Origin of the sequence: Bacillus sp. FJAT-49736 (assembly GCF_018343615.1) — a bacterium.
Taxonomy (GTDB): domain Bacteria; phylum Bacillota; class Bacilli; order Bacillales; family Bacillaceae_C; genus Margalitia.
In genome coordinates, this window is the sequence record NZ_JAGYPI010000001.1 from 1,744,387 (window position 1) to 1,769,922 (window position 25,536).

A 25,536-nucleotide genomic window follows, 5' to 3' on the forward strand; every position below is an offset into this window, starting at 1 on the left:
GTTTTTGCTGCGGTTTTTTTTAAAATGGATAAGAGGTGATAAGCCATGTTTTTAGAGTCTGTACAATTGAAAAGTAAAGCTTTTCGACACTATTATCCTTTTTCATTACCGATTTTTGACCAATTTCAGTCTATTAACTTTCAAAATCCTGTTACCATATTTATTGGGGAAAATGGTAGTGGAAAATCTACCTTTTTGCAAGGAATCGCAGCATCCTGTAATCTCCCGGCTGCAGGTGGAGCTGAAGTAAGTGACGATCCCGACTTCCTACATGCAAAGGAGTTAGCAGATTCCTTCCTTTTAAAATGGAAGGTGCAGACAAAAACAGGCTTCTTTTTAAGAGCAGAGGATTTTCTCTCATTTACAAATCGTATCAAACAAATGAGAGTAGAAGCGGAAAATGAGTTGAAATCGATAGAGGAAGAATACAAACATAAATCTGCTCATGCTAAATCCTTGGCATCTATGCCGCATAAACGAACGCTTCATGAACTACAACACCTCTATCAAAATGGCCTTGATACAAGATCCCACGGTGAAAGCTTTTTAGATTTCTTTCAAGCACGAATACGGCCAAACGGGCTCTATCTACTCGATGAACCTGAAGTACCTTTGTCTCCAATGCGTCAGCTTACATTTATAAGTATTCTCCTGGAAGCAATTCAAAACGGATCTCAATTCATTATTGTCACGCATTCACCAATATTAATGGGGATTCCTAATTCTGATTTATTTACTTTTGACTCGCATCCGCCTGTAAAAATTAACTACGAGGAAACAGAGCATGTTCAGATTACAAAACAATTTTTAGAATTCCCACAACGGTTTATTAAGTACTTATAGAAAAAGGCCTCTTCAAAGAGAGGCCTTTTCTTATGCTTTCATATATCTCAAAATCGGCTTACGCGCGGCTTGTGTTTCATCCAAGCGTTTGATGACTGTGTTATGTGGAGCCTCTTGAACGATCTCTGGATTCTCCTCTGCTTCCTTTGCAATTTGAATCATTGCATCAATAAAGGCATCAAGCGTTTCCTTTGATTCTGTTTCTGTCGGCTCAATCATCATACATTCTTCCACATTTAACGGGAAGTAGATAGTAGGTGGATGATAGCCAAAGTCTAGCAGACGCTTGGCGATATCTAATGTACGAACACCTAATTTCTTTTGGCGCTTTCCGCTCAATACAAATTCATGCTTACAATGACGATCATATGGCAGATCATAATATTCTGCTAATCTTCTCATCATGTAATTTGCATTTAATACTGCATATTCCGTTACTGCTTGTAAACCGTCCGGTCCCATTGTACGGATATACGTATAGGCTCTTACATTAATGCCAAAGTTTCCGTAGTAAGGTTTAACACGACCGATGGATTGTGGACGATCATAATCAAAGGCAAATTCGTCTCCTTTTTTCACGATCACTGGTTTTGGTAAGAACGGTATTAAATCTTCTTTCACACCGACAGGTCCAGAACCAGGGCCGCCACCGCCATGAGGGCCGGTAAATGTTTTATGAAGATTTAAATGTACAACATCAAAGCCCATATCTCCTGGACGTGCTTTCGACAATACCGCATTTAGATTCGCACCATCATAGTATAACTTCCCACCAGCACTATGCACTATCTCTGCCATTTCCAAAATATTTTCTTCAAAAAGTCCTAAAGTATTTGGATTTGTTAGCATTAAGGCAGCTGTATCCGGTCCAACTAAACTACGCAAATCATCTAAATCAACTAAACCATTTTCATTAGACTTTACTGTAACTGTTTCAAGACCTGCCACTGTCGCCGAAGCTGGATTCGTACCGTGTGCAGAATCCGGTACAATTACCTTTGTCCGTTGATTATCTCCATTTGCTTCATGGTATGCACGAATCATCATAAGTCCTGTCCATTCACCATGAGCACCTGCTGCAGGTTGAAGCGTAACCTCGTCCATACCAGTAATCTCAATTAAATGCTCTTGTAGATCATACAATAAACCTAAAGCACCTTGTATGGAGCTTTCATCTTGTAACGGATGTATATGGGCAAATCCAGGATAACGAGCCACAACCTCATTAATCTTCGGATTATATTTCATGGTACATGAACCAAGTGGATAGAAGCCGGAATCCACACCATGGTTTCGTTTTGAAAGAGCGGTATAATGGCGCATAATATCCAGCTCTGAAACCTCAGGTAAATTCGGTTCATCTTCACGAAGATATTCAGAAGGCAGATATTCTGCAAGATTGGTTTCCGGTACATCTAATTCCGGAAGACTGTAACCAACACGTCCTGGTTTCGTTAGTTCAAAAATTAGCGGTTGATCTGCATTATTCATGGCTATCCCCCAATTCCTCTACGAAGTTATCAATTTCCTCTTTTGTACGAAGCTCAGTCACTGCGATAAGCATGTGATTTTCCAACTGTTTGTAATCACGTCCCAAATCGTAGCCGCCTATGATGCCTTTTTGTAGAAGGCTTTGGTTCAATTGTTTTACTGGTTTTGAGAGTTTAATAACGAATTCATTAAAGCTTGGACCTGTAAAAGCAATTTCAAATCCCTTATTCTTTAATAGGTTCATTGCATATTGAGCTTTATGAATATTTTGCGCAGCCATTTCCTTTACGCCTTTTTTGCCTAAAGCTGTCATAGCAACGGATGCTGCAAGAGCATTTAATGCCTGATTGGAACATATATTAGAAGTTGCCTTATCGCGTCTGATATGCTGTTCCCTTGCTTGTAAGGTTAAAACAAACCCTCTTAATCCATTTTCATCAGTTGTTTGGCCAACTAAACGACCAGGTACTTTTCGCATTAATTTTGTTGTAACAGCAAAATAACCACAATGTGGACCACCGAATGCAGAAGGAATACCAAAAACTTGCGCATCCCCTACCACAATATCTGCCCCAAGTGAACCAGGAGAAGCTAAGACACCTAATGCAAGCGGATTGCTTGATACGACAAAAAGTCCTTTATATTGATGGGCAAGCGGTTCAAGTTCCTTTAGAGGCTCAATTTGGCCGAAGAAGTTCGGATATTGAACAATTACAGCAGCCACATCTTCGTCCATTTCTGCTTTCAAAGCTTCTAGGTTAGTTATTCCATTCTCATGAGGAATTTCCACTACTTCAATGTATTGACCTTTTGCATATGTTTTTAAAACCTCACGAGATTCAGGGTGTACCGTTTCAGAAATAATGACTTTCTTTTTCTTCGTTTGACCGCAAGATAACATCGCTGCTTCTGCAAGCGCAGTCCCACCGTCATACATAGAGGAATTGGCAACATCCATACCTGTAAGTTCGCAAATCATTGTTTGAAATTCAAAGATTGCCTGTAATTCCCCTTGAGAAATTTCTGGCTGATAAGGTGTATATGCTGTATAAAACTCGGACCGTGAAATAACATGATCCACAATAGTAGGAATATAATGATCGTATACACCTGCTCCTAAAAAGGAAACATTTTGTTTTAAATCTGCATTTTTAGAAGCTAACTGGGTTAGCTCTTTTAATAAAGCTGTCTCTGATTTAGCATTCTTAATATTATATTGACCTTTAAAATGAACTTTTTCCGGAATGTCCTGGAATAATTCGTCCACTGAGTCTACTCCTATTGTTGCCAGCATCTCTTTTTGATCTTGCTCGGTCATCGGTAAATAACGATGCGTAGTCATGTATCGGTTCTCTCCCATCCTATTTTTTTGCCTTTTTATAAAATGGTGTTGGTACAACTTTTGCTTTTAATAATTTTCCGCGTATTTCTATTTCTACCTCTTGCCCTATTTCGCTGTATTCGGTATTTACAAGAGCCAGCCCAATATTGGTTTTGAAAGTAGGAGATTGTGTTCCAGAGGTTACTTCTCCAACCTCACTATCATTTACAAATACCTTGTAACCATGTCTTGGTATGCCACGGTCAATCATTTCTACTCCGACAAGCTTGCGCAGTAAGCCAGCTTCTTTCTGCGATTGCAAAGCAGCTTTGCCAATAAAATCTGCTTCCTTTCCTACCTTCACAGCAAAGCCAATGCCAGCCTCTAATGGTGATATATCAGAGGAAAGCTCCTGACCATATAAAGGAAGTGTTGCCTCAAAACGAAGTGTATCCCTTGCTCCTAAGCCACATGGAAGTACACCATCTTCTTTGCCGGCATCCAATATCGCCTTCCAAAGCATTACAGCATCTTCTTTATTGCAATAAATTTCAAATCCGTCTTCACCTGTGTAGCCAGTTCTTGAAACTAGTGCAGTCACACCGTTCAATTCAACATTTGGAGAAAATTTAAAAAACTTAATTTCTGATAATTCCTTGTTTCCAACAAGTTTCTGAAGGATTTCCTCTGCCTTCGGACCTTGCAGTGCAAGCTGAGCTAACGAATCAGAAATATTTTCAAGAACTACATCGCCGCTTACATGGTCCAGTAGCCATGAAAAATCCTTTTCAATGTTTGCCGCATTCACAACCAGCAGATAATCCTCATCAGAATTTTTATAGACTAATAAATCATCTACTGTACCGCCATTTTCATAGCACATTGCCGTATACTGTGCACCGCCATCCGCTATTTTCGAAACATCATTCGTCATCATTTTTTGTAAAAACGCTAAACTATCTTTTCCTTTTACCGTAAATTCACCCATATGGGAAACATCAAATAATCCAGCTTTTGTTCTAACAGCTTCATGCTCTTCCTTAATGCTTGAAAACTGAACTGGGAGCTCCCACCCTCCAAAATCAATTGTTTTTCCGCCATACTCTTTATAAACGTCAAACAATGGTGTCCTTTTTAATGACATTGTTATTCCCCCTTATTTGATAGTAAATCTTATTATGCCACCTTTAATGTAAGAAGGCATAAAAATGGACAGAGAAACTCCTTAAAAAGTTCCTCTGTCCTGTAACCTGAAAGTTTACCATTCTCATGGTTTTCCTCTTGGGTGGCTTCAAAAAGTAAGCGCTCTCCAGAGATGCGTCAAACAAGAGTCTTTTTGCCTGAGAGATTCACAACTTTCGTTATTTGCTCCTTCGGCGCTGCCGACATCTTTGGCAGTCTCTCCCCTTGTTCTCATTCGCCTATATTTAATTAAAAAGTGGGCATACTAAGAAATAACGAAAATGTCATGCTTAACAATATGTTCAAGCTATTTTCATCCTATCATTAAACACTTCATTCAGCAATCAATTTTTATAGTATATTAAGATAATTTTTCATCTATTAAATAGGCTGTTTTAAAAACATTGTTGCTTTTGGTGAACGTAACCAAATTACACATTTACATTGGTTCAAAATCCGTAATGTTCTTACTAAATGATGCCCGGAAACCAAGTCTATATTAGGATTGCAAACTTTTAAATTTTAAACAATACATGCGAAAACAACCATTAAATGGCATTACTGAGCATAATTAAGGAGTGGCAATATGACGGTCAATATTGAATTTGATCAGGCTTGGGGCGAGGAATTATCCAATCGTTTTCATAAGGACGGTCCATGGGGTAATTGGGAGCTCTATAAGCTAGCAGTTGAAATGGAAAAACATATTATTATCCCTGAATTTGAAGGGCTTCAAGCGCCGAAGCATTTAGCAAATTTGAAACCATTACCTCATCAATTAGAGGTTGCAAGACAGGTAGTTGAAAATATGAATGGTAAAGCAATCCTAGCAGATGAGGTCGGCCTTGGAAAAACAATTGAGGCGGGATTAATCCTAAAAGAATATATGATTAGGAAGCTTGTGAAAAAGGTGCTCATCTTAGTGCCAGCATCCCTAGTATCACAATGGGCATTTGAACTAAATACGAAGTTCCATATACCTGCTGTCGCTCAAAAGAAAAGCTATGTATGGGATCAATTCGATTGTGTTGTATCATCCATCGATACAGCTAAGAGAAGTCCGCATCGGGAAAAAATATATGATCAAAATTATGATCTAGTTATTATCGATGAGGCGCATAAGCTTAAAAATCATAAAACAAAGAACTATGAATTTGTACAAAATCTTAAAAAGAAATTCTGTCTGTTATTAACAGCAACTCCCATTCAAAACCGGATCGATGAAATTTTTCATCTAGTTTCATTATTAAAGCCTGGTCATCTCGGAAATCAAACAGGATTTATCGAAAAATTTAAGAACGGCGATCGAAATATTAAAGATGATAAGCATTTGAATGACCTCGTGAATAAGGTTATGATTCGCAATCGCCGTTCAGATACGGGAATTGAATGGACAAAGCGGCATGTGAAAACTGTGCTCATTGAATTTACCAAAGAAGAAAGAGAGCTTTATACAGCTATTGATATTTTAAAGCAAAATGATGATTATTTTTCCAGTGCCGGATTTACCATTATGACACTGCAAAGGGAAGCATGCAGCAGCAGAGAAGCCGTATACTACACATTAAAAAACATGCTCCAAAAGAGAGAAAATCCAACACCTGCATTCGAGGAAAAAATAAAGTTCCTTATTCAGAAAATCGAGGCAGTTAAGCAAAATTCCAAGGCCGAAAAAACACTTGAGCTCATAAAGCAAATTAATGACAAGGTCATTATTTTCACAGAATACCGGGCAACCCAACTCTATTTGCAATGGTTTCTAAAACAACATGGAATAACCTCTGTTCCATTTCGCGGGGGCTTTAAACGCGGCAAGAAAGATTGGATGAAGGAACTATTTCAAAAGCATACACAGGTTCTCATTGCAACAGAGGCGGGAGGCGAAGGAATTAATTTACAATTTTGTCACCATATGATTAACTTTGATCTACCATGGAACCCAATGAGGTTAGAACAGAGAATAGGACGTGTTCATCGCCTTGGGCAAGAGGAAGATGTTCATATATATAATCTGGCAACGAAAAATACAGTGGAAGACCATATCTTAAAGCTATTATATGAAAAAATTAATTTATTTGAACGGGTTATCGGAGAATTGGATGATATTCTTACACGCCTGGAATTTGGCAAATTAGAGAACCATTTAAAGGATATCTTTCAAAATTCTAAATCAGAAGGCGAAATGAAGATTAAAATGGAAAATTTAACAGAAATGATTCAATTTGCAGAAAGTATTAAAGATAATGAGGAGGGATTGATGCATGCAGCAAGCGGAAATTCATCAATTTCTTGAACGCTATTTCACTGCCAATGACTGTGAATTACTAGAGAATCACCCTGGATATTTGACTGTTCAGTTAACCATTGATATGGATAAAGAACTGATGAATCGACCTTTTTATTGGCATTATCTTGAGAAAACTGGCGGCATCCCAAATCCCGCCAAACTCACCATCATAACCGATAAAAGTAAAGCTCCGGATGAAATCAAAGGAGAGATGATTCATTTCGGCGCTCCCCGACTTCATCAAATATTCCAATCGACCAAAGACCTTGCGGGATATATTCGTTTGTATGAAGAAACAAAAGTGACTCAACATCAGCAAAGGCCATTATATCCATGGCTAGGTGTGAACATTAAAGTTTCATACCAGTGCGACAGGAAGAGGGATATATTTCGGTCATTTGGTCTTAACATGATTAATGGCGCATTGGTAGAGAATTTTCAGAAGCATCTACTAGAAAAAAAACTAACTCCAAAAATACCTGATTTGTGTTTTACACTTTCTCCCATTATCATGCCGAAAAGCGGAGTGAACAGAATTGAATCCTATCTACAACAAGAAATTCTTGGTGAAGATCACAGTTGGGCAGAACAAGCAAAACAAAGATGGGAGGAGGATTTAGCATTATTAGATCACTTTTATGAAGATTTGGAAGAAAAACCTGAGAGCTATTTTATTGAAAAAGAAGCACTACGCGAACAATATGAACCGGTAATCAAAATCGAAATTATTAATGGAGGACTATTTTATTTAAATACATCCACTATAAAATAAAAAAGGAAAAAGAAGAGTATGCAGATTGTTGCCTCTTCTATTTCCTTTTAAAAATCATCCATATAGCCATTGGAATCATTCCAAACCATCTGTTCAAAAATGGAGATTTCTCCATTTTTCTTTGCATTCGAATTTCTTTCCTAGTTGTTTTCGGCATATCAAAATGCTTTACAAAAGTTTGGGTAATGTATTTTATATAATCATTAGTGGACATTTTTGCACACCCCTTTTTCCATTGAAGTGTGCCCACAATCGCACTATTTTATTCTTTTGAGAATTTCCTCTACGGTTTCTGGAACGGTTAGAAAGGATGTATCAATCGTAAAACTGGCCGCTTCCTCATAATAAGGCATTCTTAATTCAAATAATGCCTTCACTTCTTCTAGCTTTTTATTCATTAAAAGTGGTCTAGAAGTATCATTTTGTAGTCTCTTCATGATAATTTCAATATCACATTGAAGAAATACGGATACACCGCTTGACTTTATCAACTCTCGATTACCCTTTCGCAGGATAATTCCTCCGCCAGTTGTAATAATGGCATTCATATTTTTGGTGTTTGTTAATATTTCCGATTCTTTATCACGGAAATAATGCTCCCCTTTTTCTGAAAAAATTTCCGGTATTCTTTTTCCTTCCTGTTGCTCGACAAGATGATCCGTATCGAAAACGGAAATATCGAGAACATCAGACAATTTTTTTCCTATCGTCGTTTTTCCTGCACCCATAAAACCTATAATATAAAGTGGAAACATTCTTTCGAAATTCTCCTCTCACATTTCTATCCATTTAGTAATACTTTTTCGATAATGGTCATACACTAATTCATTTTTCGTTTCTTGTCCATAAGAAAGATTTGTTTCTAGAATGATTCGGTATTTATGTTCATCCAGAGATTCTATCCTATATGAAACAGTGCCTTCCTCAAATGATAACATACCATGATCTTGTATAGATTGATTTTCAATATGATTGATTAGTGTTTTCAAACCTAAAATCATTATACTGTTCCTAATATAATATCCTTTTGCCTCATGTATATAGCGTGACTCTGATACATAAATTTGGACAGAAGAAACGAATACAAAAAACGCAAGAAAAGAAAGCATTAATGTAAAAGGCAGGATATATCCCTTTTCATTTTTCATTTTTCGTTTCCTCCATGCTTTGATTTTCTGTAATCGAAGACGAAAAAAAAGAAAATGCGGCAGTTTCCATACGATCATTTGTAAAATGAACGATTAATTCCATTTTGTTATCATGAATCAAAAACTCCGCATTTTTTACCTTTTGCAGCACAACCTCATGTCCAGAATCATGTACCCTTCTTCTTATCAATGAACCATATTGTTCATACGTTACCTTTTCCCCATTCACATACAATATGAGCTTATCCCCTGCTACTCCAACATCACTACTATTTCTTATCTCTTTTCTAAGCTGCATTAAAAAGGTATTCCATTCAAATGTTACCTCTGTGGATAAGGATTGATTGATATGGCTGAAACCTTTAATGATAAGCGGGAATATTCCTAAAATCGTAACAACAATCATCAGTACAAAAATGGATTCTACTAAGGTAAAGCCGCCTTCATTTCTCCATTGCGGAAATACAGGCTTGTCTACTTTCATAAAAAACACATACCTTCCAATTTCCATTATTAGTTGTTGCATTTAGATTGTATAAGGTCCCATCTAATGTTTTGCTGTCGGAGAAAATAGTGTCGTCAATCATTAGTTGTTCCGCTGCCTCATATAAAAACCGGTATGCGACCAGGGTTTCTTTATATTCCTGAAGCTTCACTATCGTCTGAAACATTAGAGGGAATAGGATGCATGCAACGATAATGATTGCTCCAAATGAAACTAGCCCTTCAGCAATGGTAAACCCCTTTTCATTCTTGAACACGAAACCTTCCCCTTCCAATATTAAATATCAATGAAAATGTTCGCCCATTTATCTGGAATGAAAGTTTCCCGAACTTACTGATATTCCCATCCGGTAAAATAGTAAAGGAATTAAAGGTTCCTCCATTCATCAATGTTACAGATGATGTCCATAACCGATTAACAATGACTTTCCCTTTTCCTGCTTTCATTACATAACGATTGTCCATTGGATAAAATTGTACTGAAACAGGCTCCTGCCTATTAACCGCATATGTTTGGGCGTAATAGAGATCTGCTTCTAACTGTGATATTATCAATTTCTTCTCCATTGCATTTTTTAATGGTTTAAAAATCGCCATACTAAAGGAAAGAAATATAGTGAAAAGAAGTAGGACAATTAACACTTCTACCATAGTAAAACCTTTATTTCCAAAGTTAGCTTTCAAGAACTTTTATCCTCCGAAACCTTTCCGTCTTTGTCAATAATAATGGAATTTCCATTAGAGCATTTTGCTCTGCTTTCCTGCAAAAACCCTTTGTTTACCAATTCATTGACACTTGCCGGATACGTATGAAATTCCATTTCATATGCTTCTACCTGACCTTGTACCATATTTACGAATGCTTCACACCCTTTATTATTGATACTTTTGCTGTGCTTTGTGATATTTGGAATAGCAACAAATATTAAAATGGTGATAACCAAAAGAACCACTAACATTTCAATTAACGTAAAAGCTTTTTGGCTTTTAGTGTATTTCATTGAATTTCCTCCTTATATGGAATCCAACATATCAAACATCGGCAGCATAATAGACATATAGACTGCAAGTACTAATAGACCGACAATGATGAACATAATTGGCTGTAATAATTTAAAAACCTTTTCCATTTTGTCTTCCATTAGCCCAAGGCAATAGCGACTAAAAAAAAGCATTTCTTGATCTAGTTTTCCATTTTTTTCACCATGTTGAATGATGGAAATTAACTGTTTATCATAGAACGAAAACTTCTTAAGAGAATCGGAAAAGGAAAGACCTACTGTTAAATCTTTGCGGATGATCTCTGCAACGTTTTTTAACAAAGGACGATAATTTTGTGATGCTATGCAAACTAGTATCTCATTAATGGAAAAACCGCTCTGCAGTAAAAAACTGCATTCCCTTGCTAAGAATTGACTGTTGAATAATTTATAATATTGTTGAATGATAGGAATCCGGGCAATCCACTCTGCCCTTTTTATTGGAGGCCATTTTTTAAAGAAAATATAGGAGACTGGAATAAATAAGAAAACACTTACGGAAAAAACGAAGAAATACCGAGGGCCATTCTCCATGATTACGGCAAAAAATTGAATAACTGATGAGGGGTGATAATCTAAAGATGTGTATAAATCAGTAAATTGCGGAAGTAAGATGTTTTTTAGCATAAAGAGAATAAGGATAAGTATTCCAACTAGAACAAGTGGATATTGTAATAATTTCCATAAAGTTTTTCGTTCTTTATCCCTTTTTAATAAGTACTTACCAGCCTCCGCCAAGGCAATAGCAAGATTTCCATGTTTTTCAGCAAAGTAAATTTGAGCGCAAGCCTTCTTATCAAATTGTTCCTCGCTAAATATTTCATGGATGGCTATTCCTTCTTGAAACTTCTTTAACATATTGCTGGTCAGAGAATAGATATTTTTATCTATCCTTCCTAGAAATTCGATTGCCTCAGCCAATGAAAAACCATTTTGAAGCATTTCCCCAAGCCTAGTTAAAAACATACCTTGATCCTTTAGTTTTCTCCTCTTCCGATTCAAAAACCCAACGATCATATTCCTGTTTAGAGATATATCCAAGAGCAATCCCCTTTCTTAAAGTTTCTTTCAATGTGGAGTAATGATATGGAGCTGCTTCTCCATTTACCTCACTTAATACTTGTCGCAAAATATTTCCATGAAGAAGCTCGTAAACAGCTACTCTTCGTTTATTATGATAGTGTGAGCAATATTTTGAACAATTTTCTCCGCAAAAAGGACACATAAGTGTGACAAGCCGTTGTGCTGTAATGCCTATTAATGTTTGCTCAATCTCATTTTGTTTAATACCAAATTCCAATAATCGATATATCGCTCCTTTTGCATCCCTTGTGTGCAATGTGCTTAACACCAAGTGCCCTGTTAATGCTGCACGAATAGCTATTACGGCCGTTTCTTGATCCCGTATCTCCCCTAGGATAATGATGTCAGGACTGTATTGTATTATTACATTGGTTTCATCCGATTAACGATAAACTCGAAAATCCTTATATATCAATGGTTTTAAACAAAACACCCCTCAATTTTTAAATATAGATTCACCCTAGTTAACACTAGTGTGTGAGCATTTTGGTGGTCAAGTGGTCAATCGCTTGACCTTTTTTTATTTATACAGTTCACTTTCTAACTTCGCTTCCTTTACATACATTAAAGAAAGTCGGAATAATATTCTTACCATTTGGTCATTGCTGATATTATTTTCAATTTGAATATCTACTAATTTATCGATTAATAGAGCTGTTATACTTTGTTCATTCATACTGCTTTCCCCACCTGTTCTAATACCTTTACGAATAAAGGTGATAATTGAATTAATACATATCCTAATCCTGCGTTTTGAATCATGCTCCAAGCTTTTTCGGAATTACCTAATATAAAGAAGAAACAACCACCGACCATTACTACGGAAGCTACCGGAAGTGAAATTGCTACTAATATATCGACTAACGGATCCAATGCATGAGCCAACGTTCTTAATGCTGTATCGCTAATATATTCACTTGCTCCAACTTCAACAACAGGTCCTACTGGAATCGTTGTGGATGTAGTTGCCAATGCTTTGAACCCAGCTACTGCTAGACTAGCTGCGCCAACTCCTCCTGTAAGTAATAAAGGAATACCAATGACACTCGCAATACTCGCTGAACGTTTTACAATCTTTTGTTTTCTTACTTTATATTCCTCTCTAAACGATCCATCCATAAAAGCATTAAATTTAATGGATTTCGCTTTCATTATTCTCCCTCCTTATCGAATATCGTCGATACTATAGACTATACAAGGTAACTCTTTACACAGTTCTTTCAGTTGATTTTTTCGGTTCTCTGTTGTGGTAAGCCATATTAATTTCGGGAAATCCTTAGATAATTTAAAAAGTGTTATATATCGGTTTATTTTCGCCTTGTTTTCTTTCATGTTTTGTTTATGATCTACTTCTAAGCAGTACCTTTTTCCATTTGATACATACAAAGCATCACAAGTAACGGAATATTTATCTAACTTTATTTTAATTTCGTTCCTCCAGTTGGAAGGGAATCCTGCATAGATATAGAAGTCATTTCTCATAATGATGTGATTCACATAGTTTGTTTTTCTTCGAATCTTATTACAACTTACATACTCCCTTCCTTCTTTGTTTAAATAATAAATGGTTGAATATTCTTCTCTAAAATTGGATAGATAAGGTGATAGTGTGCTAAGGATACGGTTTGTGTTTCTTGGTTTTCCGAGTCTGTGGATTTTAGAGAGTTGATCGCGGTTAAGATAATCGAGTTTCTTCAAAGATAAGAGTATCGCTTCTTGTCTTTTGCTTAATGGTTTCAACCTTTTTCACTCCTTTATCTATGATGTGAGGTTTGATAGTATCTTTGATGTCTTTAGGTGTGATTAAAGGAGTTTGTATGATGGTTTTTTGATCAGCATTTTGGTAAATGGCTCTACCTTTTATTTTTGGTAGTTTTTCTGCTCCATCACCATCCAAAACAACTCTTGATGCGATAGCCGATTGAACTCGAAAGCAAAGTTTTGCATCGCTATTTTGTTTACACTGGCGGGGAATTACATCACCTGTTGGATATTGAGTTGCTAAGATTTGTCGAAACCCTAATGATGCTCCTAGTCTTGAAATCTGACTCATATACTTCTGACATTGTTTTTTTAGCGCTTTTTCCTCACTAGTTACTGCTTCATCTGGATTCAATTCTCCGACTTCGTCTATGATGACAAAGTGACGTTCGACAATTCCAGCATCCTGGACTTTTTTCTTTCCTGCTTTACGTAAAATCTCTTGTTTATACCTCATAATGTTATAAGCGTTTTCTAATGTCTCTAGCGCTTCCTCTGGCTCGTATGCGATGGAAATAGTTTGGTTAATACTTTCGTAGTCGCATAACTCTACACCGCCTTTTAGGTCGATTAAATGGAATTTTACGTTATTTGGTTGTTGCCTTATTAATGATGTGATTATACAGTTAATCAGGTTTGATTTACCGTACCTAGTAGCCCCTCCTAATGCTAAGTGTGGTATTTGTTCAAAATCGTGATATACAGGTTCATTTTTTTCTCTTGTTATTCCAAAAGGAACTCTCCATCCATTACCTTCTCCTAACGATATTTCACTTGGCATCGGATCATTATAGACTCTTATAATTAAAACACCATCATAGGATAGCTCTATTTCCTTCCTGTTCTTTAGCTTTTTTTGATATAGACTTTTTATATTAGCAATGATATTACGATCTAATTTAAGGCCTTTTAAGTCTCTAAATTCCATCTTGATAATACGTGAGTTAAGTCCATCCTCTATATGATTTTGTTTTGCTACATAATCCTCGAAACTTCTTCCTAAAGGAATACGATAACGATATTCTGTGCCCCATTCATGATTACGTTTTTTTAATAACTGTGCTGTATATGTTTCTTTACCGTCTTTGACATTCAAACCGGTTAGTGAAAATATTTTATTGATTTTGTTTGAATCATTCCCCTCCCCGCTTTTCGATAAATACGCTTTTAATCCAATCCATCCCATGACTAATGTGGTGAGTGCTTCGAAAATCATTCAAATTCACTTCCTTTCTGCGCCACCTCATTGAAATTACGAAGTAATTGTTACTACCATCAGGAATAGCAAAATCACCTCTCAATCGCTAGATAGGAAAGAATCGGGAATATGCTTAATTGCTATACTGCGATGGTATTTGATAAAGCATATTAAGATAATGATTGTCTAATAACGAAAATCAAAATTTAATTTTGATAATTTATCAAATTTATTTTTGAAAGGTATTTTTCAAATATTATCGAATACTTTGTTAGGTGATGATAATGAAACTGAAAAGTAATATCGGGAAACTAATCGACGAATCTCCATATAAGAGAGAATACCTTAAGAGGAGATACAATAAAACTGCAACTACTATAAGTAATTGGTGTACAGGTAGAACGTTCCCGACCGCGCCAGAACTATTCGATCTAGCTCATTTGTTAGGTGTAAAAGTCGATGATTTATACGAAAGAGGTGAAACGGATGAAGGTAACTATAATTGAAGGTCCTCATTTTGATGAAGCTATTCAAAAGTGTTATGAATACATATTAGAATTATATTGGAAGAAATTACAAATAAGTGAACGTGAGAAATAGCGATATACGATTGGAGTAATTCAAATGCAAATACACATCGAGATACACGTACGTTCGGAGAGTGGTGGAGGAATATTATTTTTCTCTAATCCATATGTGAAGATGAAGAATTATAAAGTGGATCCAGACAAAGAAGCAGCAAGGTGGGCTTATGTTCGAATACGTGAAACGGAATTACAAATGAGTCGAAGTTTGGAGATTGAAAAGGTTATTTATAATGGAGACCGTAACATTACCGAAGAAACGAAGTTGTGTAGAGAGGAATTTGACTTATCGGAGTGGAGGCAAGAAGGATATATACAATAAATGTCGAATATATCCACTGATACAAAAAAGGGGGAAATAGAATGAAAAAGAAAAGTATAGTTCTTGTTGCTGCAGTCTTATTTTTATCGGTAGTCTTTGGGAATACCAGTTATGCGAAGTCTACCGCTAAGAAAATAACTGCTATCTTTGGTAGTTACCTTGTTAAAGTTAGTGGCAAAAAACAAAATACCACTACTTTAGCAAATGGATCAACAGTATATGTTCCAATAAACGAATTGTCAAAGTTAACAAATGCTACTGTTAAAAAGTCCGGAAATACTTATAACATAACTCCTGGAGTACCACAGAAGAATGTAGATGAAATGAAATTTATGGTCAACATAATGAATCAATATCAACGTTTAGATGATTTAGGTGATTTTATCATAACCATGTCTAGAGGTTTTGAAATCGCTAAGGATAGTATGATATCAAATGGTACAAGAACTGAATTGGATAGTAAGTTAGTGAATTATGATTCTGTTATCGATGAATATAACGATCAGTTAAAAATGGTTAACGCAATGCAAAAACAAGCAAAAACAAAAAACTATTCGTACACTAGTGATTTCGCGCAAATGAACATTATATTAAACGATTATTATCGCGCGTTTGATGATTTAGATGCAGCAGTTTCTAGCCTAGAAAACTATTATAAAACTAAGAATGACAAATATATCGATGATTTTTATAATAATACCGATAGTGCTTGGGATAACTGTTATGCAGGTAAAAATATTTCCTCAACAGGTTATTTTAAATTATACGGTAAGGTATTGAAAAAATAAGCCCTTCAATTGAAGGGCCTTTTTATTACACAATAAAAGGATTATATCCTTTCTTCTTCAATTCATCGACTAACTTCTGTGCATTATTTTTATCTGAAAAAGCACCTACTTGAACTCTATGAAGTTTATCGTCACTTTTTGGTTGTTCTTTTGGTGCTTCCTGCTTTGGGACTTTCAATTTGAAGAAAGAGACAAAAGCCTGGAATACTGCTTCGGCATATTTTTCTCGGAATGCATCTGATTTCAATAATTCAGCTTCGTCTTTATTACTCATGAATGGACCTTCTTGTAAGATTGCCGTCATGTGTGTTTCTCTCACAATATGAAGGTCTGCTGCTTTAACTCCCCTATCCTTAAGTCCTGTAGCTTTCACAACGCTTTTCTGTACCTCTGCAGCAAAGGCAACCGCTTCCTTTGGCTTAGTGGTATAGGTGTATGTTTCGAGTCCTCCTGCGCTATTCCAAGAGTTATAGGCAGCGTTTGCATGTTGAGAGTAATAAACATCAGCTTTCCATGCGTTCGCTTTGTCTGTACGTGTTTTGAGAGGAACATCAGTTTTCCCTGTTGGATCGTCAGTCCTTAAGATTTCCACACCTTGGCATGTTTTCAACTTGTTAATGAGTTTTGTGACTACTGCACTGTTAAACTCCCATTCATGTAAAGAATTATCAGGAGTACGTTTACCAGGTGTATTTAATCCGTGTCCAGCACAAATTGCGATTTTCATTATTCGCCATCTCCATTTACTTTAGATTTATCGAAATACTTGGTAAGGAACTTTATATTAATCCCAATACGACTTAGATTCTCGACAATACTCATACCTTCATAAGCGACAATCAACCCAATACCAAGCTTAATAATGTACCCGTTTGCGCTTACATAAGCATCCATGAATACTAAAAAAGCGAGTGCTACGAATAGCCCCACTTTGCGAATTAACCCTATATAACTGATGGATGAATTGAGTTTCTTTTCAACTGCAGCCGCCAATAAACCTGTAATCACATCGAATAAGATAAAGGCTAGAGCAACATACCATATGTTTCCCACCACTGTTGTAATGTCAAAATTATTTAAATGTATCATTGTAAACACTCCTCATCAAATAAAAAGAGAGCTGAATATCAGCCCTCTTTGGTTTCTCTTCTAAATATTAATCTATATACAATAAATCCTATACAATACAGTATTAATGCCCAAACTGAGTAACTATAATAATTTGGTGCATAAGCTTTCACGATGCTTGGAGTACATAGCAAAATCAAAAACAACGCGAAAAATATGGCTAATTTAAACCCTTCATAATACCACAAAGCAAAGAAACCCTTTATTCCCTTCCCTAACTGAAATAGAAGTGTGAGAACGACTATAACAGCGAAAATCCATGCGATTATTTCTAATATCATTTCACACCTCCTCACTTCAGACTAATTACCAAAAATTATAACCTTTTTCCAGCAGAAATAAAATCATTTTTTCACACTATTCATAATTTCAATGAACTTTTGTAACTTTTCTTCATCAGAAAGTTTTTGATTTTTCTCTACTCTAGTGATTTTTCCTTTTAAAGCAGGTTTATTTTTTGCTATTCTCAAGAAGTTGTATAAGTCTGCCTGTTCTGTCTTTCCTAACCTCTTATAAATGCCAGTTTGTGTCTCATTTAACGGAACTCTATTGTTATCATAATATGCTTTTGCATCAGAAGTAGCACTTGGTCCGAATAAAGGAAGCTTAACTTTTTCGAATGTATTCGGATTAATTGGGTACATTAATTTTTCTTTTGGACCTTTTGCAATTGGATAAGGTAGTGGATTGTTTCCTGGAACATACACACCTTTATTAATTAGAGCATCCAGTCCTTTTGATGTTTTACGCATTTGTGATGCTCCAAAAGGTAACGCAACATAAGCAGGATCTTCAAAAGCTTTCGATAAAACCAGTCCACTTCCATAACGGTTAGGATTTCTTTCGCCGAATGCATCTTTAAACTTTACATCCGTAAAAGGTATTTTCTTTTCGGTATTAACCATTTGTGTCAAAATGTTACCGCCAGGAACGTTTCCGATTGTCTCCCCTGCCAGTGATGCTAAAGCATGAAGTGATTTTTGGCCAACTGTACCATCCTTCTTCATGTATCCTTCAATAATGGCATCTATAGGGTCAAAGGAAACACCGCTACTTCCTCGAATTTCTTCGGCAGCTTTGTTTATTCCGTAGGATGCTACTAGAGCTGTAATGATACCTGCAGCATCTTTCTTACCAACCATATCACTTAAAACTTTCCATTGGTTTCCTACCTCTAAGGTAAATGGCGCAAACACTTGGAACGTCTTAGCTTTTTGTAAAAGAGGAACTTCTCCGATTCCACGACCTGCAACGGTTTTTCTTGTTTCGTAATCGGCATATTTGATAGCGTCTTTGATGCCCTCTTTTTTCGCCTTGTTATACATCGAATTCCAGATAAAACGAGTTGCCTGTTGATCAGCAGTTTCCATCGCCCATACAGCAAATTTCTTAGGTTGTTGAATTAATTTTTGGTCGAAACGTCGGAAAAGATGGTCTTGATAGCGTTCTTTCATGAAGGTAGATTGATAAATCGGATCCGTTTTTTCTCCATGAAATAACTCTTTGGTTGTTTGCTTGAGAGTATCTTTTAAGCCTGGTAACGAGCTCCACTTTGCTTTCCCGATACCCCACGGTAAGTTACCGTACTGTGCCACGACTGTTCCGAGATTACCAAGAATCATATTACTTCTCACACGACTGTTTAGCCAGTTAACCGCTTTCCATGTTCCTCCCCTGCCGAGTACCTTTTGTGCTAATCGGTCATAAGGATTCGTCTTACCCGCTAAGTCATTGGCATTATCTACAAGCGCTTCAATAAGTTTATTCGCATTTTTAGAGTCTACAGTCGCATTTGCTATATCTTTTGCTGTTCCTCGTAAGACAGGTATCACCGGGTCTACATTGATAGAATGAGAAGCAGCACGAACATATTTTAAATATCCGCCTACCGCATCGCTTTTATATGGCCCAATTCCTCGTTTTTGCATAAATCCTTGCCATTTGCTTTTAGGCTGTGTATAAGGCGATAATCCTTCTAGTCTTGGGTCGATATTAGCAGGATTGGAGAATAGATTCTTTACCCCTTCAAATCCGTTCAACTCATTAAAATGATGGTAGTAGTCATTCCGTTTGGGTACCATTTTTTCTGGATTGTTAGGATATATTTGACTTCTTACGCTGTTTACTTGTTCAATTAAATTATCGTATTTTTGACGGAAAAACTTATCTGCTTCTACAATGTTCTGCCACTTGTTAGGACTTTTCAGTTTCAGTTGTTCAATGTTTATAGCATTCAATTCTTCCAGAGAAAGTGTATTCGGGTCAATTCCTTGTTTTCTTAAATACTTTTTAGCTAATGTTTTTTCCCCAAAGTCTTGTACAAGAGCAGATTCCTTAGAACCATTTTTGATACCGAGTCCTTTTACTACTTTGCTATACAAATCATTCGTTTCCTGCTCGATATGTGCAACATATTTTTGTTTAGCTGTATCTAAAGAATTGCGGATTGTATCTCCTTGAGCTTTCGGGAGTCTATCTGCTAATTCATAGATATTTTTTGTACCTACTTGAAACTGTCTAATATCCTTTATTTCTTTAAACGGATCATTCGGCTTAGCTTCTTTCGGAGGTGCAATAGCCTCAAGAGGATTCTCATTTAATCTCTTTAATTTACCGCCACTATCTACTAATTTCTCCGCAGTACTGGCAACTTCATTTTTAGCAGGGAGAATATTTTCAACTAGATTCTGCAATCCGTTTGTTTTGTTTGGAGGTTCTAACCTAGAAATACCCATTTTCTTCATAGCATTATTAGAAGCTAGCTTCCGATTCCCTAACTTATCCCAAACATCAGCAGTATTTATTTCTGTCTGTTTTGGTGCATTTTCCGCAGTTGCTTTTAACCGTTTAATTAACGTATCGAGTGATGGTTCATCTGGATAAAAAGCCTTTAATTGTTCTTTTACTCTTGGGTCACTATCTAAAAATGCTTTTAAGTCTTTCTCCTTAACTGATGGTTGCTTTAACATTTCCCAAATAGGTTTTCTTGGATCTGTAATCTCATGCGGATTATTCTTATCTAATCCCAATAACTTTTTAGCATTATTCGAAACAGGCTTTCGGTTAAAAATGATATTATTTGCATTCAAAACAGGCTGCTTTTTCTCATTTTTATATGCTAAATCTACTAACTCATTCAAAATAACAGGTTCATCGTAATGGGCAAATTGTGACCATAAATCATTTAATGCTTCCTCTGAAAGTTTATTAGTATCATAATTTTTGTTTACATAGGCAGCGAAATCCTCATAACGCTTCTTCCAGTAGCTGCTTGGTGCGTGTGCTACTTTATCATAAGTAATTTCTGCACCATATTGGTTAACAGGTGTTAAATCTTCTGTTTGTTTTCCGTAAGAGAAATCAGGCATTTTCCGTTCGGTTGGTAATTGTTTTAATCTGTCTATTAGTCCACCTTCAATGGTTGGTTTGCTATTTGAAAAGTCAGGTAAACTCCTATTGCTAGGTAAATTATTCAATATTCCTCTAAGACCTGTAAATGGTTGATTTTCATTCAGAATTTTTTCCAACTCTTTTGGCATTTTTGGAATAGGACTTTGCAAACCTTTAGGCTTTTGGAATAATGCGTTTATATCTCGTTGTATAGGCTCTGATATGTGTTTTCCCGTTGAATAGTCTGGCAATGTACGTTCAGGAGATAAAGCTCGCAAACGGTCTGCTAAACTGCCATGAATCGGTTTAGATGTTGGCAAATCCGTTTTATGACCTGTTAGGATGTTATCAATCACTTCTTTTTGAGTCGGTAACATATTTTTTATTGCTCTTTCAGAAGCGTTTTTTAGAATCTGATTACCGCCGACTAGTAACGGATCAGCTACACCGCCTAATCCTGCATTCAATAAGATGGTTTCTGCATCATCTTTTAAGGTGTAGTCATTCGGATTGATTGCCCTTCTTGCTGCTACTTGAGCTGTTCCTAATGCGGTTCCTGCAGCCGCACCTTGTTTTGCGTGTTGTGCAATCTTTGCTAATCCTTTTGCTTCCTTTGCACCTAATCCTAGTGCTTTTACCGCTTTATATGAACCTGCACCAGGAGCAATAATACCAAGAGCATCATAACCAAAGTCCGCTACTGCTCCACCGCCTTTTCTCCCTTGAAATTGCGGTGCAGTTTGACCGTTGTTAGTCTTTTTATATGCTTCATCCAAAGAATTAAGCAAGGCAGAGTTTGCTACACGCGTTAATCCCCTTGTAGCCTCTTGAGTAACCTTACTTCTATCGGTGCTTTTTGCATCGTTTACAGCAGCTTTAAACGCATCATTGAAGGAAGTATTAGGGTCGCCATCGAAAATATTTCCGACACCTTCTGCCCATCTTTTCAAAGGCGTGGTGATGTCATTCATCAGACTAGGTTCATTCTTCTTTTTCTGGATAAGAGCGTTTTTCTCTGCTTCCTTCTGATCGTAAAAAGGATTTTTTTTATCCGGTATCGGTTTGGCATTTTGCCTATGCATTACATCGGAAAGCAAACTATGAATTTGGTCGTTTTTCGTCTGCATTCCTTTTTCTTTCGCATCTAACCATTTACGAAAACCATCTGCATCCGATGGAGAGCCGCCCATCGCTCTGACAAAGTTATTGAACTTATCATTATAATTTCTTCCGTAAGTACGATTAGGAAGGGAACGAAGATTCTCCGTTTCCCATTTAAAATTGCCAGTTTGACTTTTACTTTGGAAGTTGGGGTTAACATACTGAATCGGATTCTCTACGACCGATTTAAGAGACCTATTCTTTTTCTTTTCCTCTTGATATGCATCATATCCGGTTTTAGGTCCGAAAGTGTACATCTACATCAACCCCATTAACCTTAGTTTTTCGAAATCGGTTAGATTCTTGTTTTGTGCAGGTGCGACTGGTTTTAATACATTATTTTTATAAGGCGCTTGTGTTTTCTTTTTAATGTCATTCAATTGTGCTTCATAATACTTATCTAAATTGGATTTTGCACCATAATTTTGTTCTGCTTGATACTGCTGATAAGCGTTAGCAAGTGGTGGAGAAGCTTTTGCAGCAGCACTAGCAGAGCTAACCCCACCGCCCGAACCACTAGACTTTGCCCGTGCTTGTGCTAAAGCTAATTGTGCTTGATCGATAGAAAGCTGTCCTAAACGAACCTTTTTATCTAGTTCATACTGCAACTGTTGTAGAGCATAGTTTTTATCAAACTGTTTCACGTTTTGGTCAAATTCCTTCTGCCATTGTAAATTTTGTTGGTTGAACTGCTTCATGGCTAGAGTATCTTGACCGTTATATTTACCTGTTAAATTAGCTTCTTGGAATGCTTTATCAGATAAGTATTGATTCATCGCTAAAGTGTTTTGACCATTATATTTACCTGTCAACCCAGCTTCACTAAGACCGAAGTTTTTCTGATTCCAATAATTACTATTATCAAACTCTTTCGTTTTCCATTGGTCATCATATAAAGCCTGTGCCCTTTGTGCATTCAGTTGTGCAATCATTGCATTCAATTCCGCAGGATTGTTTAAGTTTGCAATTTGATGGTCAAAATCATTAATCGTTTGTTGCTCTTGCATATTTAACGCATTTAACGAGTTTTGACGTGCATTATTCTGATTAACAGTAGCTGTTACGTTTTCTCCACTTGCTCCCAGACCTCTGGATGCCATCAATTCTTGTAATCGTTTGGCATTCTGTAAATTGGTTACATCGTTTTGATTTCGTAAGGTTTGATACTGCGGTGCTACTTGCTGTTTCTGATAATTAATATCTCCAACCGCTTTGTCACGTTGGGCGTTCCAGGCATCTGTCTGTGCCTGTACCAATTTGTCGTAAATACTGTTTACTGCAGATGGATCGTATTGACTAGTTGGTTGAGTCGTTGTTGCCTTTGTATCTTTTGGTTTCATTGCGTTTGCAACTGCGGTTATTGCTGAGCCTGCTACTCCTGTTGCTGCCATGTAATCACCCCTTTGAGAGTAAATAAAAAAGAGGACTGTTTGAGTCCTCTGTGTGTCGTATAATCTTCCTGATGTTTATTAAGGATTTATAGGCGGTTGATAATCTCCAGCCAAAAACTCCACGCCACTATCCTTTAAGTTTTCGTACACGCCTGGCTTCAAACTATCCGGTACATCCTTGAATTCTGTTTTCCCTAAAATAACTCTTTGTGCAAATAATAAAGCCATCATAAGATCATCTCCTAATAATTTTAATAAAATACTTATGAAAAAACGGACAATCATTGATAAACTACCATTGCCATTTCAGCAATACAGTCCTCGTGAAAGTCCGTTCTATCTGCATTTGCTTGTACTTGCGCTTTTAATAATTCTAATTCCTTCTGTGGAAGATTAACATAAACAACTTCTTTTTCTGCTGGAGTATCGGAAAAAATAAGAAAATTTCCTACTATAATGTTTTGTTCTTCAACTAAATAAAGAGCAGAATTTTCGCTGAGAATCTTCTCTCTTTCTTCAGGAGAAAAATATTGTATTTTGAGTTTCATATAATTTCCCTCCTTTACGCATTAATAGCGAATGTTCCGCCATCAATATATAAATTTAAATTCCTTACGTTTACACCAACTCCGGCTGTATTTTTTCCGTATACTTGAATTAATCCGTTGTCAGGAACGTCTATATCCTCTGTAAATGTTACATAACTTGAACCGTTCAATTCCCTTTCTATTCCTATTGGCACACCATTCACGTAAACTCTAGCATATGATGTTGACGCACTCGTTGTTTGTGCTGCATCAAATTTCACCCGGAATTTGCCACCCTTGGTTATTGCTGTTTCTTTTACTTTCGCATAAGAATTCATTTGATTTGTCGTTTTAACAGTTGGGTTTGAATGCACTAGAGTATCGCCTGGTTGCACTGAACCATAAGTTCCAAGCACACCAAATATAGTAACTCCACTTTTTATATTATTTGCAATTAATTTTGAGTCACCTTTTACAATACCTAATCCATTATGATATCCTGCGGGAATTATTTGGTTTGCTGTTCCTGGTGTAAAAGTAATTGCTCCTTTATTTGGCATTGTTCCTATAAATTCACCGTTATCACTGCTGGCAGTCTTTCCTGCTAAAACATCACCAGCTCCTGCGTTTCCCGATGCTTTAGCTATTAAGAAAAAACAACCACCGTTGGATGTATCGTAATACCAGTCGTAAATCTTTCCTGCTTTAATTGCACCGGCAGGAAGTTGAGATCCATCAAATTTTAGAGCCGGGACCTCTCCAAGATTATCTACATTAATTGTGACATTTCCTGTATTATCAACTGCAGCTTTGAAGTGAAGTTGTTTGAACTGAGCATATGTGTAATTTCCGATATTAACTGTAATTGCATTGGCGGTGCCGCTAACATCATGTATCGCTTCTTCTGCCATATGTTCATTAAGCGCATTAACCAAACTGGATTTATCTATTGTTTGTAACGTTGTCATAACTCCGATATTACTCAATGATTTGTTAATTTTATCTACTACTGCTTGCGCTAGTTTAGCCTCTGTTAAACTGCCATCTGGAATACTTCCTGTAGCTGCAATTGCAATCTGTGATAGCAACCATGCTAGTTGTTCTTGAACTGTAGCTCCTGAACCTATCGCAATAGGGTCTGCTGATACCGTACTCGCTTTAATATTGCCAAGTGTTGTTGTTATTTTATTATCCAATGTTGTATTCGTCTGATTAATAGAGTCTTGTAAGGATTGTTTGGTTGTATCGGTATATCCTTTCAATGACTTTAAAATAGCTTGCACAGTTTCCCCCGCTAACCCTTGAATCGCAGTAGCGTTCACATAATCCGCACCGCTAGAGCCATCTGCTTTTGATTTCAGCTTATCTCGAACACTTTTTAGCATTTCTTGTACATTTACACCATCCACATCTTGAATGGAACTTGTGCCTATGTTACTTGCCCCTTCTGTACTCAATAAAGCCGTAATTAAGAGATTAAGTGCTATTCTTAATTCTTCGCCACGACTATCAAACAAGGATTTTATTTGATTTGCTGTGTATACCGAATAAAGAGCATCTTGCTGATCACTATGGTTAAACGTAAATTTATCCATCTGTTTTAAAGGCATATAAA

28 protein-coding genes, 1 pseudogene and 1 riboswitch are annotated in these 25,536 nt (G+C 36.6%); of the genes and pseudogenes, 6 read left to right on the plus strand and 23 right to left on the minus strand.

Translation table 11 applies throughout. The features are described from left to right. Positions 1 to 45 precede the first annotated feature (45 nt). The gene (locus KHA87_RS09115; protein WP_213093752.1) at positions 46 to 843 is read left to right on the plus strand and encodes an AAA family ATPase; all 798 of its coding nucleotides are present in this window, start codon (positions 46 to 48) and stop codon (positions 841 to 843) included. A gap of 30 nt (positions 844 to 873) precedes the next feature. On the opposite strand, the gene gcvPB is transcribed toward KHA87_RS09115, so the two are convergent. Genes gcvPB through gcvT form a run of 3 tightly spaced genes read right to left on the minus strand, consistent with a single transcriptional unit; the run spans position 874 to position 4,799 of the window. Then, positions 874 to 2,334, minus strand: a complete 1,461-nt coding sequence (gcvPB, locus tag KHA87_RS09120; RefSeq protein WP_213093753.1) for an aminomethyl-transferring glycine dehydrogenase subunit GcvPB — start codon at positions 2,332 to 2,334, stop codon at positions 874 to 876. Beyond that, positions 2,327 to 3,676 carry an aminomethyl-transferring glycine dehydrogenase subunit GcvPA gene (gene gcvPA / locus KHA87_RS09125; protein WP_213093754.1) on the minus strand — a complete coding sequence of 450 codons (1,350 nt, stop codon included), beginning with the start codon at positions 3,674 to 3,676 and terminating at the stop codon, positions 2,327 to 2,329. Before gcvPA ends, gcvPB begins: the two co-directional genes overlap by 8 nt. Positions 3,677 to 3,695: 19 nt before the next feature. Further along, positions 3,696 to 4,799 (minus strand): glycine cleavage system aminomethyltransferase GcvT, encoded by a 1,104-nt coding sequence (gene gcvT / locus KHA87_RS09130; RefSeq protein ID WP_213093755.1) that lies wholly within the window; start codon positions 4,797 to 4,799, stop codon positions 3,696 to 3,698. A 174-nt stretch (positions 4,800 to 4,973) separates the two neighbouring features. Beyond that, positions 4,974 to 5,072: riboswitch (glycine riboswitch) on the minus strand. Between the two features lie 351 nt (positions 5,073 to 5,423). Between gcvT and KHA87_RS09135 the strand changes: the two genes are divergently transcribed. Together KHA87_RS09135 and KHA87_RS09140 are read left to right on the plus strand one after the other, a co-directional pair. Then, entirely contained in the window at positions 5,424 to 7,130 is a 1,707-nt protein-coding gene (locus KHA87_RS09135; RefSeq protein ID WP_213093756.1) for a DEAD/DEAH box helicase, read from the plus strand. Continuing rightward, positions 7,099 to 7,896: a YqhG family protein gene (locus tag KHA87_RS09140; protein ID WP_213093757.1), complete on the plus strand. Its 798-nt coding sequence runs from the start codon at positions 7,099 to 7,101 to the stop codon at positions 7,894 to 7,896. The genes KHA87_RS09135 and KHA87_RS09140 overlap by 32 nt, the downstream gene beginning before the upstream one ends. 37 nt (positions 7,897 to 7,933) lie before the next feature. Here the strand turns inward: KHA87_RS09140 and KHA87_RS09145 are convergent, their stop codons facing one another. The 13 genes and pseudogenes from KHA87_RS09145 to KHA87_RS09205 all read right to left on the minus strand — a co-directional run bounded on the left by KHA87_RS09145 (position 7,934) and on the right by KHA87_RS09205 (position 14,648). Further along, entirely contained in the window at positions 7,934 to 8,110 is a 177-nt protein-coding gene (locus KHA87_RS09145; protein ID WP_213093758.1) for a YqzE family protein, read from the minus strand. Between the two features lie 43 nt (positions 8,111 to 8,153). Continuing rightward, the gene (locus KHA87_RS09150) at positions 8,154 to 8,651 is read right to left on the minus strand and encodes a shikimate kinase (protein WP_213093759.1); all 498 of its coding nucleotides are present in this window, start codon (positions 8,649 to 8,651) and stop codon (positions 8,154 to 8,156) included. 18 nt (positions 8,652 to 8,669) lie between these two features. Then, complete coding sequence (gene comGG, locus KHA87_RS09155) at positions 8,670 to 9,044, minus strand: competence type IV pilus minor pilin ComGG (RefSeq protein ID WP_213093760.1); 375 nt, start codon at positions 9,042 to 9,044, stop codon at positions 8,670 to 8,672. Further along, complete coding sequence (gene comGF / locus KHA87_RS09160; RefSeq protein WP_213093761.1) at positions 9,034 to 9,528, minus strand: competence type IV pilus minor pilin ComGF; 495 nt, start codon at positions 9,526 to 9,528, stop codon at positions 9,034 to 9,036. The genes comGG and comGF overlap by 11 nt, the downstream gene beginning before the upstream one ends. Further along, a complete protein-coding gene (locus tag KHA87_RS09165; RefSeq protein WP_213093762.1) occupies positions 9,488 to 9,805 on the minus strand; it encodes a type II secretion system GspH family protein in 318 nt (105 codons plus the stop codon). Before KHA87_RS09165 ends, comGF begins: the two co-directional genes overlap by 41 nt. Next, positions 9,792 to 10,232 (minus strand): competence type IV pilus minor pilin ComGD, encoded by a 441-nt coding sequence (gene comGD / locus KHA87_RS09170; protein WP_213093763.1) that lies wholly within the window; start codon positions 10,230 to 10,232, stop codon positions 9,792 to 9,794. The genes KHA87_RS09165 and comGD overlap by 14 nt, the downstream gene beginning before the upstream one ends. Next, positions 10,229 to 10,549, minus strand: coding sequence for a competence type IV pilus major pilin ComGC (gene comGC / locus KHA87_RS09175; protein ID WP_213093764.1), 321 nt, complete (start codon positions 10,547 to 10,549; stop codon positions 10,229 to 10,231). The genes comGD and comGC overlap by 4 nt, the downstream gene beginning before the upstream one ends. Positions 10,550 to 10,561: 12 nt before the next feature. Further along, on the minus strand, positions 10,562 to 11,554 hold the full coding sequence (gene comGB / locus KHA87_RS09180; protein ID WP_213093765.1) for a competence type IV pilus assembly protein ComGB: 993 nt from the start codon (positions 11,552 to 11,554) through the stop codon (positions 10,562 to 10,564). Continuing rightward, positions 11,541 to 12,035 (minus strand): annotated as a pseudogene (locus KHA87_RS09185) (ATPase, T2SS/T4P/T4SS family); the annotation flags it as partial. The pseudogene KHA87_RS09185 and the gene comGB, both read right to left, overlap by 14 nt. 156 nt (positions 12,036 to 12,191) lie before the next feature. Beyond that, the gene (locus KHA87_RS09190) at positions 12,192 to 12,347 is read right to left on the minus strand and encodes a hypothetical protein (RefSeq protein ID WP_213093766.1); all 156 of its coding nucleotides are present in this window, start codon (positions 12,345 to 12,347) and stop codon (positions 12,192 to 12,194) included. Further along, entirely contained in the window at positions 12,344 to 12,823 is a 480-nt protein-coding gene (locus tag KHA87_RS09195) for a hypothetical protein (protein ID WP_213093767.1), read from the minus strand. Before KHA87_RS09195 ends, KHA87_RS09190 begins: the two co-directional genes overlap by 4 nt. Before the next feature lie 12 nt (positions 12,824 to 12,835). Next, positions 12,836 to 13,411: a replication-relaxation family protein gene (locus KHA87_RS09200; protein WP_249310241.1), complete on the minus strand. Its 576-nt coding sequence runs from the start codon at positions 13,409 to 13,411 to the stop codon at positions 12,836 to 12,838. Further along, positions 13,347 to 14,648 carry an FtsK/SpoIIIE domain-containing protein gene (locus tag KHA87_RS09205; RefSeq protein WP_213093768.1) on the minus strand — a complete coding sequence of 434 codons (1,302 nt, stop codon included), beginning with the start codon at positions 14,646 to 14,648 and terminating at the stop codon, positions 13,347 to 13,349. Before KHA87_RS09205 ends, KHA87_RS09200 begins: the two co-directional genes overlap by 65 nt. A gap of 266 nt (positions 14,649 to 14,914) precedes the next feature. On the opposite strand from KHA87_RS09205, the gene KHA87_RS09210 reads away from it, so the two are divergent. The 3 genes from KHA87_RS09210 to KHA87_RS09220 all read left to right on the plus strand — a co-directional run bounded on the left by KHA87_RS09210 (position 14,915) and on the right by KHA87_RS09220 (position 16,324). Next, complete coding sequence (locus KHA87_RS09210; RefSeq protein ID WP_249310242.1) at positions 14,915 to 15,136, plus strand: helix-turn-helix transcriptional regulator; 222 nt, start codon at positions 14,915 to 14,917, stop codon at positions 15,134 to 15,136. A gap of 118 nt (positions 15,137 to 15,254) precedes the next feature. After that, positions 15,255 to 15,536: a hypothetical protein gene (locus KHA87_RS09215; protein WP_213093769.1), complete on the plus strand. Its 282-nt coding sequence runs from the start codon at positions 15,255 to 15,257 to the stop codon at positions 15,534 to 15,536. 41 nt (positions 15,537 to 15,577) lie between these two features. Next, positions 15,578 to 16,324, plus strand: coding sequence for a hypothetical protein (locus tag KHA87_RS09220; RefSeq protein ID WP_213093770.1), 747 nt, complete (start codon positions 15,578 to 15,580; stop codon positions 16,322 to 16,324). A gap of 25 nt (positions 16,325 to 16,349) precedes the next feature. Here KHA87_RS09220 and KHA87_RS09225 read toward each other — a convergent pair whose 3' ends face one another. The 7 genes from KHA87_RS09225 to KHA87_RS09255 form a co-directional block, all read right to left on the minus strand. Beyond that, positions 16,350 to 17,051 carry an N-acetylmuramoyl-L-alanine amidase gene (locus KHA87_RS09225; RefSeq protein WP_249310243.1) on the minus strand — a complete coding sequence of 234 codons (702 nt, stop codon included), beginning with the start codon at positions 17,049 to 17,051 and terminating at the stop codon, positions 16,350 to 16,352. Continuing rightward, positions 17,051 to 17,413 (minus strand): phage holin family protein, encoded by a 363-nt coding sequence (locus KHA87_RS09230; protein ID WP_213093771.1) that lies wholly within the window; start codon positions 17,411 to 17,413, stop codon positions 17,051 to 17,053. The genes KHA87_RS09225 and KHA87_RS09230 overlap by 1 nt, the downstream gene beginning before the upstream one ends. Before the next feature lie 383 nt (positions 17,414 to 17,796). Then, entirely contained in the window at positions 17,797 to 22,260 is a 4,464-nt protein-coding gene (locus tag KHA87_RS09235; protein ID WP_213093772.1) for a hypothetical protein, read from the minus strand. Further along, complete coding sequence (locus tag KHA87_RS09240; protein ID WP_213093773.1) at positions 22,261 to 23,394, minus strand: hypothetical protein; 1,134 nt, start codon at positions 23,392 to 23,394, stop codon at positions 22,261 to 22,263. It abuts the gene before it with no gap. 78 nt (positions 23,395 to 23,472) lie between these two features. Continuing rightward, on the minus strand, positions 23,473 to 23,625 hold the full coding sequence (locus tag KHA87_RS09245) for a hypothetical protein (protein WP_213093774.1): 153 nt from the start codon (positions 23,623 to 23,625) through the stop codon (positions 23,473 to 23,475). Between the two features lie 50 nt (positions 23,626 to 23,675). Continuing rightward, entirely contained in the window at positions 23,676 to 23,942 is a 267-nt protein-coding gene (locus KHA87_RS09250; RefSeq protein ID WP_213093775.1) for a hypothetical protein, read from the minus strand. Positions 23,943 to 23,956: 14 nt separating this feature from the next. Continuing rightward, the gene (locus KHA87_RS09255) at positions 23,957 to 25,531 is read right to left on the minus strand and encodes a hypothetical protein (protein ID WP_213093776.1); all 1,575 of its coding nucleotides are present in this window, start codon (positions 25,529 to 25,531) and stop codon (positions 23,957 to 23,959) included. Positions 25,532 to 25,536 lie beyond the last annotated feature (5 nt).